Source organism: Massilia sp. Se16.2.3, assembly GCF_014171595.1.
Lineage (GTDB): Bacteria > Pseudomonadota > Gammaproteobacteria > Burkholderiales > Burkholderiaceae_D > Telluria.
Window position 1 is genome coordinate 2920255 of record NZ_CP050451.1, and the last position, 12063, is coordinate 2932317.

General features: G+C 59.4%; 15 protein-coding genes. 7 read left to right on the top strand and 8 right to left on the bottom strand.

From position 1 onward, the window contains the following. Window positions 1–53: 53 nt before the first annotated feature. Window positions 54–650, top strand: coding sequence for a recombinase family protein (locus G4G31_RS13365; RefSeq protein WP_182988111.1), 597 nt, complete (start codon window positions 54–56; stop codon window positions 648–650). 1347 nt (window positions 651–1997) lie between these two features. Here the strand turns inward: G4G31_RS13365 and G4G31_RS13370 are convergent. The 5 genes from G4G31_RS13370 to G4G31_RS13390 form a co-directional block, all read right to left on the bottom strand. After that, window positions 1998–2699, bottom strand: a complete 702-nt coding sequence (locus tag G4G31_RS13370) for an MBL fold metallo-hydrolase (RefSeq protein WP_275944338.1) — start codon at window positions 2697–2699, stop codon at window positions 1998–2000. 32 nt (window positions 2700–2731) lie between these two features. Then, window positions 2732–3523: a sulfite exporter TauE/SafE family protein gene (locus G4G31_RS13375; RefSeq protein ID WP_182988112.1), complete on the bottom strand. Its 792-nt coding sequence runs from the start codon at window positions 3521–3523 to the stop codon at window positions 2732–2734. 67 nt (window positions 3524–3590) lie between these two features. Beyond that, window positions 3591–4028: a DUF6691 family protein gene (locus tag G4G31_RS13380; RefSeq protein WP_182988113.1), complete on the bottom strand. Its 438-nt coding sequence runs from the start codon at window positions 4026–4028 to the stop codon at window positions 3591–3593. 11 nt (window positions 4029–4039) lie between these two features. After that, the gene (locus G4G31_RS13385; protein WP_182988114.1) at window positions 4040–4471 is read right to left on the bottom strand and encodes a YeeE/YedE family protein; all 432 of its coding nucleotides are present in this window, start codon (window positions 4469–4471) and stop codon (window positions 4040–4042) included. Then, window positions 4468–4800, bottom strand: a complete 333-nt coding sequence (locus tag G4G31_RS13390; protein ID WP_182988115.1) for a helix-turn-helix transcriptional regulator — start codon at window positions 4798–4800, stop codon at window positions 4468–4470. The genes G4G31_RS13385 and G4G31_RS13390 overlap by 4 nt, the downstream gene beginning before the upstream one ends. Window positions 4801–4901: 101 nt before the next feature. Between G4G31_RS13390 and G4G31_RS13395 the strand changes: the two genes are divergently transcribed. The 3 genes from G4G31_RS13395 (at window position 4902) to G4G31_RS13405 (ending at window position 6501) form a co-directional block, all read left to right on the top strand. Next, window positions 4902–5270: a TIGR01244 family sulfur transferase gene (locus G4G31_RS13395; protein ID WP_182988116.1), complete on the top strand. Its 369-nt coding sequence runs from the start codon at window positions 4902–4904 to the stop codon at window positions 5268–5270. Between the two features lie 354 nt (window positions 5271–5624). Next, a complete protein-coding gene (locus G4G31_RS13400) occupies window positions 5625–6041 on the top strand; it encodes a hypothetical protein (protein ID WP_182988117.1) in 417 nt (138 codons plus the stop codon). A gap of 10 nt (window positions 6042–6051) precedes the next feature. Then, complete coding sequence (locus tag G4G31_RS13405) at window positions 6052–6501, top strand: hypothetical protein (RefSeq protein WP_182988118.1); 450 nt, start codon at window positions 6052–6054, stop codon at window positions 6499–6501. Between the two features lie 168 nt (window positions 6502–6669). Here G4G31_RS13405 and G4G31_RS13410 read toward each other — a convergent pair whose 3' ends face one another. Both G4G31_RS13410 and G4G31_RS13415 read right to left on the bottom strand, forming a co-directional pair. After that, on the bottom strand, window positions 6670–7596 hold the full coding sequence (locus G4G31_RS13410) for an OBAP family protein (protein WP_229424953.1): 927 nt from the start codon (window positions 7594–7596) through the stop codon (window positions 6670–6672). A 35-nt stretch (window positions 7597–7631) separates the two neighbouring features. Continuing rightward, on the bottom strand, window positions 7632–8099 hold the full coding sequence (locus G4G31_RS13415) for an isoprenylcysteine carboxylmethyltransferase family protein (RefSeq protein ID WP_182988119.1): 468 nt from the start codon (window positions 8097–8099) through the stop codon (window positions 7632–7634). A gap of 919 nt (window positions 8100–9018) precedes the next feature. Between G4G31_RS13415 and G4G31_RS13425 the strand changes: the two genes are divergently transcribed. The 3 genes from G4G31_RS13425 to G4G31_RS13435 all read left to right on the top strand — a co-directional run bounded on the left by G4G31_RS13425 (window position 9019) and on the right by G4G31_RS13435 (window position 10338). Continuing rightward, complete coding sequence (locus G4G31_RS13425) at window positions 9019–9465, top strand: cation-translocating P-type ATPase (protein ID WP_183108289.1); 447 nt, start codon at window positions 9019–9021, stop codon at window positions 9463–9465. 127 nt (window positions 9466–9592) lie between these two features. Next, window positions 9593–10153, top strand: coding sequence for an HAD-IC family P-type ATPase (locus tag G4G31_RS29115; protein WP_182988121.1), 561 nt, complete (start codon window positions 9593–9595; stop codon window positions 10151–10153). Further along, complete coding sequence (locus G4G31_RS13435) at window positions 10039–10338, top strand: hypothetical protein (protein WP_182991916.1); 300 nt, start codon at window positions 10039–10041, stop codon at window positions 10336–10338. Before G4G31_RS29115 ends, G4G31_RS13435 begins: the two co-directional genes overlap by 115 nt. 214 nt (window positions 10339–10552) lie before the next feature. On the opposite strand, the gene G4G31_RS13440 is transcribed toward G4G31_RS13435, so the two are convergent. Beyond that, window positions 10553–12034: a SulP family inorganic anion transporter gene (locus tag G4G31_RS13440; RefSeq protein ID WP_182988122.1), complete on the bottom strand. Its 1482-nt coding sequence runs from the start codon at window positions 12032–12034 to the stop codon at window positions 10553–10555. Window positions 12035–12063 lie beyond the last annotated feature (29 nt).

The window sequence follows — 12063 nt, forward strand, 5'->3', positions numbered from 1 at the left end:
ATCATCCTTATTGAACACCCCTGAGCATTCTTTAAAATCAAAAAGGACGAGTAATGGCAATTTTCGGATACGGTCGGGTCAGCACAAAGGAACAGACAACAGAGAACCAGCGACGCGAGATTGAAGCGGCTGGTTATGCGATCGACTACTGGCATGCTGATGAGGGGGTCTCAGGGAAGGTCGCCGCATCGCAGCGCCCACAGTTCGCTAAGATGCTTGGCCAGATCCGTGATGGCGAAACTCTGGTGGTGACGAAACTGGATCGCCTCGGCCGTGACGCCCAGGACGTCGGCTCCACCATCAAAGCACTGGCAGCCCGCCGCATTGAAGTTATCGTCCTGCAGCTCGGCAAACTCGACCTGGCAAGTGCCGCCGGCAAGCTGATGCTGACTATGCTGGCAGCTGTCGCCGAGATGGAGCGCGACCTGCTTGTCGAGCGCACCCAGTCCGGCCTAGCGCGAGCGAGGGCGGAGGGGAAAACCTTGGGACGCCCGACCAGTACAACCGAGGAACAGCGGGCGGCTATGGTGAGCCGGTTCCGTGGAGGGAAGGGGGAATCGATCAGCGCCCTAGCGCGAAACTTCGGTATCTCCAGGGCCAGCATCATGCGAATTGTGAAGCCCGCTGATGCTGCCGACCTTTCTACCTGAGGCTTTTATGGGGGCGTGCCCGCGCTCTCTTAACTGAGCGTTCCCATCGGATCGGAGAAGTCGTCGACATCAACGTTTTTGTGCTCGATCCGCTGGATTAGCTCCGCAGTTCAAGTGGCGTCCGCTGGCAGGCTCATGCTGACCACGTTGGGTGCTGTGGCTGAGATGGAGCCTGACCTGATTGTAGAGCGCACCCAGACGGTAAGACGCTGGGCCGATCCTCTTAAACGACGCCAGCGCAACGGCAGGCGATCGTCAGAGGGGTATTCGCACAAACAGGGCGTTAGCGCCTTGGCGAGGCTATACGGCGTTTCCAGAGCCGCAGTTTTGGCGATCGTGAAAGCACCTGCTTGACGATCTTCTGAGCGCCGGCCAGTAGAGTGGTCTCCAATGCCTTAGTTATCAGTCGACATCTCCTTTCGCGGCCTGCGAAGGGGCGTTGCCGGTTGCGGCGGAATGACTCTCATGGCTGAATCTCCCGCCTCGGCCCATTGCCACTGCAAGCGCGCTTTCACCTGCTGATCAGGTGGTGCCAAGGGAATCAAGTCAAGCGCTTCTTGGAAGCGACCTAGCTGACGACACAGTTCCACTCGCTCCAGGATTCTTGCAGTCGACGGCAGTAGGCCAAGCAAACGTTCCATGTTGGCTCGTGCAGCGTGTTCCTCCAAGGCTGGACCACCGCTTTCCCTACGAAGGTGGTCATTTGAGGCCCACCATAGCTTCCTGCGTAAGTATTCTTCTCGGTCAGGCAGCAAAGGAGCGAGCTGCGCCAGAGAATCGACGTAATCCTGGGCGGTACTGAGGCTGTCAAGACGTTCGGCCTCTCGCATCTCGCGCGGCAACGATGCCCATTCCCGCTCAATCCGAAGCCTGCCGCTCCGATCCCCCGTCAGCAGGTGCCATAGCCTTGACAACCAGCTTATGACGTGCGGCTCCTGATGCTCATCCATCAACGCAATATCGTCGTCCACCCAAACGACGGTACGACACGTCGGGCAGCGCCCAGCAGGGGCACCGAGTCCAGCCCACCACTGTTCATTCTTCCCATCAGACCATTGAGGCACTTCGCCATAGTAGTGCAGCGACGTGAGAGCCGAGCGGGTGAAATATCCAGCACACGCCGGACAGGCATATAACGTAGGTGAGGAAAGTCGAGTCATGAACATATGGTAGCGTTTCTACCCTCAATTGACGCCTCCAATTTGCTCTCGCCCCCTCCCCCCGGGGGGGAGGCAAAGTCGGCCCCCCCTGTCCACATATCTGACCGACCAATCCCGCAAAAATTTTTTAGCGGATAGCGGAAACGGTTTTCTTCGCACGCCTTCGAAGATGTGGATCATTCTTCTTCTAGCTACCGTGCGGCAGTCCCAGATTCTGGTTTGCGGGCACCGCCACGTCGATCATCTTCGGTTTGGGCAAATCAAGTTCGCTCATCAGCTTGCGGAAATCCTCGCGGCTGCGATCGGCCAGCCGGGCATTATGTCGTTTTTCCCAACCGATCGTCGATACGACCTGCCCCTTGTAATCGTGACCTGGCCACATGCGTGTCTCGTCCGATAACGTGAACAGCTTCTTGGTCACGCTGTCATACAGCGCGTCGCTGCTGCCACTCTGGAAGTCTGTGCGTCCGCAACCGTCGATCAGCAGGGTATCGCCGGTGAACACGTTGTTGCGCCAGACGTAGCTCATGCTGCCAGCCGTATGGCCTGGAGTATGCAGGATCTTGATTTCTTCAGCGTCGCCAAAGCGGATGATGTCGCCGTCGTCCAGTTGGACCTCTGCCGGCGAAATGCCGCAGCCGCCTGGAACCGCCGCCTGCGCACCCGTCAATTCGCGTAGCTTGCCAGCCGAAGTGATGTGGTCGGCATGCGCATGCGTTTCCAGCACATAGACAAGTTTTAAGCCAAGACGCTCAAGGTGTCGCAGGTCGCGTTCCCAATGGTGGTCGACAGGGTCGATGATGACAGCGTCATTCGAGCCGGGCGCCGTCAGAATGTATGTGAAGGTCGACGATTCGGTATCGAACAACTGGATGGGATTCAGGTTCATATTGATCTCCTCGATAAATAAACACGGATTAGTTACGACAGCGACTTCGCGATCATCGCGACGGCGACGAGTGCGGAAACGATTGCAAAACCTTTCTGTAGCTGAGGTCCGGCAAGCCGGGCAGCCAGCGAGCGCCCGCCCAGCATTCCCGCCAGCGCACCGGCCGAAAAGGGGAGGGCAATTGACCAATTCATGTGGCCGCTCATGGCAGTTGTACCGACGCCCATCAGTGAGATCAGCGCGATTACAGCGAGGGAAGTTGCAACCGCCGATTTCATGGGCAGGTCGGTATAGCGCTGCAGCGCCGGCACCATGACGAATCCGCCACCCACTCCCAGTAGCCCCGATAGCAGACCGGCAAGGCTTCCCGACAAAGCGAGTGCCTGGGCGCATGGCCTTGTCCAGATGAAGCGGCCGGTGCCGTCGCTGCGCAAGCAGACCGTGTTTCCGGTAGCGGCCGTTGCGACCTTTGTGGATGCCTGCTTGAACGTCTTGATGGCAACGTAAAACAGCACCAGCGCAAACAGAACGGCGAGCCAGTCTGCATCGACCTGCCGCGCTGCCCACAGGCCGGCAGGCGATAGCAGCATGCCGGTTACAGCGATCAGAACGGCGGCGCGATAGCGAACGGTGCCAGCGCGCAGACCCAGCACAGCTCCTAGCGCTGCAGCCATGCCGACTGCCATCAGGCCGATTGGACCTGCTTCGGCAACCGTCACCCCGACGCCAAACATCAGCAGCGGGACGGCCAGGATGCCGCCACCCGCGCCGGTCAAGGCGAGGATCAGCCCGACCACCAGACCGAGAACGAACGACGTCAGCATCTCGACCTCGGGCTTACAGTGAAACGGGCATCATCTTGCCGGCCAAGCGACAAAAAGGGATGCATGTTCAGGCTCCAGCCCGGACACGCGAGCTAGCTACCCGGTCGAGTACCTCGAACAAGGCCATACCGGCCAGCATCGCAAGCGTAAAGATCAACGGTTTCATGCCGCCCGAAGCGAGAGACGCCAATGCCGGGCCGGGGCAATACCCGGCCAATCCCCATCCTGCGCCGAAGGCGAGCGAACCCAGCACCAAGCGACGATCGACCTGCGTGGCCGTCGGCAGGCGCATAGTCGCCCCCAGAAGCGAGCGTTCGCGCTTCCCAGCGAAGGCGAAAGCGATCGTGCCAACCAGAATCGCCCCACCCATGACGAAGGCCAGCGATGGATCCCAGTTGCCAGCGAGGTCGAGGAACCCGACCACCTTGGACGGGTCGGTCATGCCCGAGACAATCAGTCCAAGTCCGAAGACAAGGCCAACCAACAATGCGGCTACGATTTGCATGTCGTTTCCTTTCAAGTAAGTAGATGACGCACGACGTAGACGGTAACGAAGCCAGCAAGCATGAATGCTGCCGTCGCCGCGAGCGAACGAGGTGACCTGCGCGAGATGCCGCAGACACCGTGGCCGCTGGTACAGCCCGAGCCGTAGCGGGTGCCCACGCCGACCAGCAGGCCCGCCGCTATCAAGGTTCCAGTGCTCGCATCGACCGTCACCTCAGGCAACGCAGCGAACAATCCATACAAGACGGGGGCGGCAACCAAGCCTGCCAGGAAGGCACCGCGCCACGCGAGGTCGCCGCGAACTGGTCGTAAGAGGCCGCCGAGGATTCCGCTAATGCCAGCGATCCTGCCGTTCAAAAGGACAAAGGCCGCCGCGGCGAGTCCAATGAGGAGCCCGCCCGCCAGTGCTGTCCAAGGCGTGAAATTCATCCAGTCGATTGTCATTGCGGTACTCCTTTTTCAGGTTGGCAGAACAACTCATATAGAACTCGCATGATCTCCATGGCTTCGCGGCTTTCGATCTTGTAATAGATCTGCTTGCCTTCACGCCGGGTGCTAACGAGCCCTTCCTCGCGCAGCACCCCCAGTTGTTGGGACAAGGTGGGTTGCTGGATCTGCAGCAGCGCCTCGAGTTCGCTGACGCAGAATTCACCCTGCGTTAGCTGGCAGAGCAGGAGGAGGCGGTCGGGATTGCCAAGCACTTTCAGCATGCCGCAGGCACGTGTCGCGGACGCTTGCATCGCTTGCAGATCAAGTTTTTGGTTGTCGCTCATCGTCGATTCCTTATTGCGTTTCGGTATGTCTGGGGATATTATATGACTTTACGATCTATATTTCAATAGATTGTTGTTGGATGACTTTAACAGGAGAGCATATGAACATCCGTTACCTCGACAAAGAGTTCGCGATTGCGCCCCAAGTTGCGCCAGGAGCATTGCCCAACCTGCGTGATGCGGGCATCGCCACCATTATTTGCAACCGTCCCGACGGAGAAGGCAACGATCAGCCCTCGTTTGCCGAGGTGGCAGAGGAGGCCCGGCGGCATGGCGTGGTTGCACACTATCTACCTGTGGTGCCAGGCAAGATTACGCCGCGCGACGTGGAGGCTTTCGCGGCGATCATCGCCGATGCGCCGAAGCCGGTACTCGCTTATTGCCGGACCGGGTTGCGAGCTGAAACTTTGTGGCAGCTGTCCGATGGTCTGCGACAGCGCGGGCAGAGCATGGCGAAGGGCAAGGCCTGACCGATGCCGTTGCTGACCATGCGGGTCATCGATGCCTTGCAGCGCTACCTCATGGATCGGTCGGCGAAATCAGAGATTTTGTCGATTTCCTGCAATCGAAAGAGGGCAGGCGGATCTTTGCGAAGTGGGGTTGGAAAACCTGACCTCCTGCGGCGAAGCATAGTCGCCGGGTCGATTGCGCCCAGTGCCCACAAGGGTCGGCGCTAACTTGCAACAAAGAACGGTGCATTCCGTTCTCATGGATGCGTCTAAGATAACGTTTGGAAGCGATGCCGTTCTCGTGTCCATTGAAGGCCTTTGCGTATGCAAAGGGGGATGTCCCCATTCAGCATTCACTTTCGACAGGAGGTTTCAATGTTTCCGGCAACAACAGAAAAAGCCGAGCGCAATACGTCGGCAGCCGCAATGCAACGATTCGACCAGCAGCTGCGAGAAAACATCGCAAACATCAGAAGTGCGGACAGGGAGGCGATAGAGCGGCGCTTGAACGAACTCGACCGTGAGTGGAATGTCGAGAGGGCAATCGAGCTCGAAGCGCCGAGCATGATTCTCCTTGGCCTGGCCTTGGGTAGCCTGAGCAACCGTAAATGGTTCGCGGTCTCGGCGATGGCAGCGAGCATGGTCATCCTGCACAACCTGCAGGGCTGGTATCCGCTCTTGCCCGTTTTCCGAGCCGCAGGACTGCGTACCGCCGAGGAGATCGAGCAGGAACGCATGGCATTGAAGGCATTGCTGGGTGAAAGATCCAGCCTGACACATTCAATTCATTAAGGAGACGACGATGTTCGCAGCCACCGCCACACAAGTGTCGGGCCATACCTCGGCGCATCTGAACGATCAAATTCGACATGAAACGCAGGAACGGATCGCCGAATATGAACGCAACGACAGGAATGCCTTAATTACCCGCCGCCTCAAGGACTTAGAGCACGAGTGGGATGTCGAGCGTACCCTGCAGACCAATTTCGCTACGCTTTCGCTCGTCGGACTGGCACTTGCTCTCAAGAGCAACAAGCGTTGGCTGGTGCTGGCTGCCGGTGTGCCGGCCTTCATGGTGCAGCACGCGCTGCAAGGCTGGTGTCCACCGCTTCCCGTGTTGCGCAGGCTTGGCGTGCGTACCGCAAGAGAAATCGCCGACGAGCGCTTTGCATTGAAATCGCTGCGCGGCGACTTCGACGAGGTGACGTCCTCGAAGGATCCAGACGCGATCGTCCGTGCGGTCCGCGCATAGGTCCTGACCGGGCCGGGCGGTACTGTTCCACCCGGTATCGATACCATGGAGCGCGGTCTCGACGCGATCGCGCAACTGGTATCAAGCTTCCCGGATGGCCGCTATGCATAGTCCCGAAGAGGGCGTTCCACTGCCGCCGCGGCAGACGCCCTGACATCCCTTGATAGATTAATTGCTCGCCCTTGGCCCAGAGGCTTTCTGGTCAACGACACCTGGAATGTCTTTAGTCGGTCTTGGAAATTTGCCTTTCAGATCGTCCACGCCGGACTGGGGCTTGGCAAGCGCACGCAGATCCGAGCGCCTTTCACGTTTTTCGACCGTGCTGACCTTCAACTGCTTGTCACGGGCCTCACCCAAGCCTGGCATGATTTCACCCTCCCTGTTGAATGACCAGGCAAGCATGGCTTCGCCGAGCGGCATTTTGTCGCCTGGCTCGCCTTGGTGCCCCGTATGCCAAACGTGCCAGGTTTTGCCATAGCTGTTCATTTTCTTCTTCATCAGTGCATGTTCGGCAGCGGCTGGCAGTCCTGGCGCAACCAGCTGGCCGGACAGGATTTCGCCATTATGCGGATGCCAGTATTTCCGTTCCTCCTGGGGCAGGCTATTGAATAGCTTCTCGGAAATAATATATTCAACCCCATTCATGTTGGCGCTTTTTGTATTGCTATCGAAGAGCACGCATTGCGCGAAGTCCTCGTTCATCTGATGGCAGTAATGGTGTGCCTCCATCTGGATTTCCGGTTTAGCTTTCATTGGATGAAATCCATTCAGATACACATCGAATCCTTTGAGGGGAGAATTGCTCTGCAAGATCTTCGCGCCTGCCTCGAGCATCCTGGTGTCGCCATATTTTGCCTCGCCTGCCGGATTGGTCTTGGGCGGCGATCCGGACTGCGCCGCCGCTACGCCTCCGCTCCCGAGTCCGACTGCATACACTGCATACACTGCCGCAGCCACATACGCATTTAATTTCATGTCGAGCTCCTCTGGTTTACATTCATCTTCCGTACATTTCCAAGGAATAGCAGCGCAGGCGGCAACCGCGGTGTCGCTGAAACATTGATGATTTTCGCTGTGCGGCGCTGGGGCCAGCATGGGCGCTGCCTGGGAAATATTAAGTTAACATAAACTTAATAAAAGTAAGGGACCAGTTTCCTGACCTTTGCCTGATATGCGGGATAGCCGGGATAACGCTCGAGCAGCCACCTTTCCTCGCGAGTTGCTTTGCGATCGAAAAATACGCCCAGCAGCAAGGTCAATACGAGACGCAACGGACTCAGGGTAGATAAAGCAATCCCGAGCGCAACCAGCAGCAGGCCAAAGTAGATAGGATGCCGGACAAGGCGGTAAGCGCCGCTCGTGACCAGTTCCGCCCCGGGCAAGGGCCGGGGGAAGGGCGTGAGCGATTTCCCGAGAGAGACCGCGCTACTCCCAAGGACGGCAATTCCGGCCAGCGCAACAATCGTTCCAAGGAAGCGGAACACCGTCGGCGCCGGCCAGGCTGGTCCGACCCTGGGCGCCAGCAGGAACACTGCAAACAGCAATGCCTGGATCAGTACCCAGGCCTCGCCACGGCTGCCGAAGCGGTTCCCATTCATGTGATCTCCAGTTTTCACCGAGCGGCGCGCCGTCCCGCCTTCAGGCTTGTGATGTCGAGGCCGCGCCACCATCGACAATGACTAATGCTGACAAGTGCATCCCGTTCTATTTTTTTCAAGGCGCGGTGCAAGTGTGTCCAGATCGTACCCGGCCTGAGAGGCCGCCTCGAGCAGTCTGGCGGGGGACTCATTGCCTGCGCGGGAAAGCGCCCACATCAACGTCGACCGCCGGCCGGTGCGGCAAGAGCCGAGTAGCGGCTTGGGTAACTCGGCCATCAGCAGCTTGAACGCGGCCGCATGGGTATCAGTGACATTGTCGGGCGTCGACGGGAGGTACCGTGTTTCGATCCCAAATCCGAGACCGCGAGATCGGGGCTGCGTTGCTTGAATTTCATGTGCTCTCCTGGGTGGTCAATTTGCAGGCAGATCAACTGTTCCAGCGGGCTTAAGCCCCAGGGGGAAAACGCCGCAGCTCCGGTCATACGAAACGCGGCACCCTTCAGTTATTGCGCTTGGCTGCCCGTGCGCAGCGAGTCAGGGTTCGTTCAACAGCATACGCCTGGCACCGGGTCTTTCGCGTGCATGGCACGCCGGCCACCAGCGCCAGTAACAAGGCGCATCGGCGCCAGTGGACAGCTGGTCGACATCCGCGCACCCGAAGTGCAACCGGGCGACTGGTAGTGGTCCATGTCGGCGGGTGCGTCATCGTCGACGGCATGGTGGAGGAGGGCGAAAGCGAGCTCGATACAGCCATCGTGAACGGCGAGTCTGCGCCCTTGTTCGTCGGTCCGGATATCGCGCGTCCTTGCTGGCGCAATCAACCTGTCATGCCGCATTGTCATCCGCGTCGAGCAGCCGTATGGACGGCGCTTCGTCGACCGTATCGGGGTCCGCATGCTTGAACTGTTCGGCGCGAGGAATGCCGCCGCCTCGCAGGCAGAACGCTTTTGCACGCTGGCTGATTCCAGCCGCGCTCGCGTTGGTTGTCGCCAGCTTTGCTGCAGGCTTCCTGGCGCACGGCGACGCCACCTCAGCAGCCCTGCGTGCATTGTCGGTGCTGGTGGCCGCATGCCCGTGCGCCGTCGGCCTGGTTCTGCCGCTAGCCTGTTCGACGTCGGCAGGCAGCGCTGCTCGCAACGGCATCCTGTTCCGCGATCCGGCCTCGCTCGAAGCACTGGCAAATGCACGCGAAATCCTGTTCTACAAGACCCGCACGCTGACCGAAGGTCGCCTTGCGCTGTCCGAGACGATCACCTCGCCGGGCCTGTCTGAATCAGAGGTACTGTACCGGGCGGCGCAGGCCGAGCGTGGGATTGCCCATCCGGTTGCCGTGCGATCCTGGATGCAGCCGCCAACCTGCCGGTAAACAAAACCACTACCGGCACCGCCCAGCGCTACAGGCAGGGCAGCCGCTGGCAGAGCGTCGATGGCGAGTGGGTGGGCCGGCCGGAAACGCAGACTTTGTCGCCAGTTATGGAGTAGCGCTGCCGCACATGCAAGGGACAACAGGCGATACCCGGATTGAGGTTGCTCGCAATGCCATCTGGATCGGGGCCTTGCTACTGCAGGATACTGTTCGCCCAGATGCCAGCGACGCGCTCGCTGCCTTTGCCGAGAAAAAGCTCACCCTACGTATGGTTACCGGTGACTCGTTTGACGCAGCCTGCCGCGTTTCCTCAGCCGTCGGCCTGCCGCGGGCACAAGTTTTGGCTGCCTGCTCGCCGGAGCACAAAGTCGATATTCTGGAAGCGGCTGGTCGGCCGGCTGTTTTCGTTGGGGATGGCATCAACGACTCCCTTGCACTGGCCGGGGCCGACTGCGGTATCTCGCTGCAGGGAGCGACCCCGGCGGCGGTGGCAGCTGCCGGGGTCGTGATTGCCAGCGGCGGCTGTATCAGGTGCTTGCCGCCTGGCGCCATGCGCACCGCACGGTCCGCATCGTGCGCCAGAACCTGGTGTTTCCGATGGCCTACAACGTGCTCGTGCTGGGGTTGTCGACCACAGGCACGGTGCCGCCTGTGGCAGCGGCATTCGCCATGCTTGGCAGCAGCCTGAGCGTCATCCTGAGTACGACGCGTCTGGCGCGTTTCGCCGGAAAACAAGCGGCTGCCGGCGACGCCGCAGACACGCCGGTCCGCACGCCTACGCCGGTTGAAGCAGCGATCACCGTCGCCGGGCTCTTGGCGCGCCGGATAGCACCTATGGATCTGCCTCTATCAGATGAGAGCGCAGGCAACTGAAGGAAGGCTGGTAGAAGTCGACTCGTTGCTCCTGCTTCATTGCACTTGCACGTTTGGTACTTGGGCTTTTGAAGGCGGTACACGCATGGACCGCCGTCGAAACATTGCTGGTGGCGCTCCGCTGCGACGAGGCAGCCATGTGATACTGATGCGGTAGGGGGGGGGCTCACCCAGCAGGAACTTTGAAGGTGGACTTTCGGAGACGGGTGCCGAACTAATGTCCTATAAGCACATCGTGGCCGTCGTGTTTGTCGTGGACCCCAAATTTGTCGACCAAGGTGGCACTGGCTTCGTTAAGACCTTGTACCTCAACTTGCGCACCGAGCCTGCGGAACTTAAACACGACCTTATCCAACGCACTGATGGCGGTGATGTCCCAAAAATGTGCATGGGTGAGATCGATGTGTACTGTGTCCAAGGCCTCCGTGTAATCGAACGAATGGACAAGCTGGTCCGAGGAAGCAAAGAAGACCTGTCCCGTCACGCGGTAGCGCCGAGAGCGACCGGCGTCGTCAATCTGCGAACTGACGTCCAAAAGCCGGCTCACCTTCTGGGCAAAGAAAATACCGGATAGTAAAACTCCGGTCAGCACGCCTTTTGCCAGGTCATGGGTTGCCACGGTGACGACGACAGTTGCGATCATCACGATGTTCGAACTGGTTGGGTGTTCGCGCAAATGCCTGATCGAACTCCAGTTGAAGGTGCCGATAGACACCATGATCATGACCGCGACAAGCGCCGCCATCGGAATCTGCCTTACCCATTCACCCAAGAAGACCACCAGGATCAGCAGAACGATACCGGCCGTCAAGGTCGAAAGCCGACCGCGTCCACCGGATTTCACGTTAATGACGGACTGGCCGATCATCGCGCAACCTGCCATGCCGCCAATGAAACCGGTTGCGATGTTGGCGACACCTTGGCCCACGCATTCGCGGTTCTTGTCGCTTTTGGTGTCGGTCAGGTCGTCGACGATGGTGGCAGTCATCAGCGACTCGAGCAGTCCCACCACCATCAAGGTTGCCGAGTAGGGGAGGATGATCTGGAGGGTCTCGAGGTTGACCGGCACGTTCGGGATCAAGAAGGACGGCAGGCTGTCCGGCAACTGACCCATGTCGCCCACGGTGCGGATGTCCAAGCCCATTGCGATCGACACACCTGTGAGCAAGACGATTGCAACCAGCGGGGACGGGATCGCCCGCGTCACATACGGCAGGCCGTAGATGATGGCTAGGCCTGCAGCCGTGACAGCGTACACGTGCCACGTCACGTTCGTCAGCTCAGGCAACTGTGCGAGGAAGATCAGGATGGCCAGCGCGTTGACGAAGCCGGTCACGACAGAGCGTGAGACGAAGCGCATGAGCCGGCCAAGCTTGATCCACCCCGCGGCAATTTGGAACGCACCTGCAAGGATGGTCGCGGCAAGCAGGTAGTCCAGGCCGTGGGTTTTTACCAAGGTCACCATGACGAGGGCCATCGCTCCGGTTGCAGCAGAGATCATCCCTGGCCGTCCCCCGAAGAAAGCGATCAGGGTCGCGATGGAGAATGACGCATACAGGCCGACCTTCGGGTCGACGCCGGCAATGATGGAAAAGGCGATCGCCTCGGGGATGAGTGCGAGTGCGACCACGAGACCTGCGAGGAGGTCGTTACGGACGTTGGAAAACCAGTCCTGGCGAATGGCTTGTAAAGACATGAATTACCTTCTCAGGCGAGTAGCGCCGA

Bases quoted from the DNA above. Each gene is read 5' to 3' on its own strand.
- G4G31_RS13365 (WP_182988111.1), top strand. From the start codon at position 54: ATGGCAATTTTCGGATACGGTCGGGTCAGCACAAAGGAACAGACAACA.
- G4G31_RS13370 (WP_275944338.1), bottom strand. From the start codon at position 2,699: ATGAACCTGAATCCCATCCAGTTGTTCGATACCGAATCGTCGACCTTC.
- G4G31_RS13375 (WP_182988112.1), bottom strand. From the start codon at position 3,523: ATGCTGACGTCGTTCGTTCTCGGTCTGGTGGTCGGGCTGATCCTCGCC.
- G4G31_RS13380 (WP_182988113.1), bottom strand. From the start codon at position 4,028: ATGCAAATCGTAGCCGCATTGTTGGTTGGCCTTGTCTTCGGACTTGGA.
- G4G31_RS13385 (WP_182988114.1), bottom strand. From the start codon at position 4,471: ATGACAATCGACTGGATGAATTTCACGCCTTGGACAGCACTGGCGGGC.
- G4G31_RS13390 (WP_182988115.1), bottom strand. From the start codon at position 4,800: ATGAGCGACAACCAAAAACTTGATCTGCAAGCGATGCAAGCGTCCGCG.
- G4G31_RS13395 (WP_182988116.1), top strand. From the start codon at position 4,902: ATGAACATCCGTTACCTCGACAAAGAGTTCGCGATTGCGCCCCAAGTT.
- G4G31_RS13400 (WP_182988117.1), top strand. From the start codon at position 5,625: ATGTTTCCGGCAACAACAGAAAAAGCCGAGCGCAATACGTCGGCAGCC.
- G4G31_RS13405 (WP_182988118.1), top strand. From the start codon at position 6,052: ATGTTCGCAGCCACCGCCACACAAGTGTCGGGCCATACCTCGGCGCAT.
- G4G31_RS13410 (WP_229424953.1), bottom strand. From the start codon at position 7,596: ATGCTGGCCCCAGCGCCGCACAGCGAAAATCATCAATGTTTCAGCGAC.
- G4G31_RS13415 (WP_182988119.1), bottom strand. From the start codon at position 8,099: ATGAATGGGAACCGCTTCGGCAGCCGTGGCGAGGCCTGGGTACTGATC.
- G4G31_RS13425 (WP_183108289.1), top strand. From the start codon at position 9,019: ATGCCGCCGCCTCGCAGGCAGAACGCTTTTGCACGCTGGCTGATTCCA.
- G4G31_RS29115 (WP_182988121.1), top strand. From the start codon at position 9,593: ATGCAAGGGACAACAGGCGATACCCGGATTGAGGTTGCTCGCAATGCC.
- G4G31_RS13440 (WP_182988122.1), bottom strand. From the start codon at position 12,034: ATGTCTTTACAAGCCATTCGCCAGGACTGGTTTTCCAACGTCCGTAAC.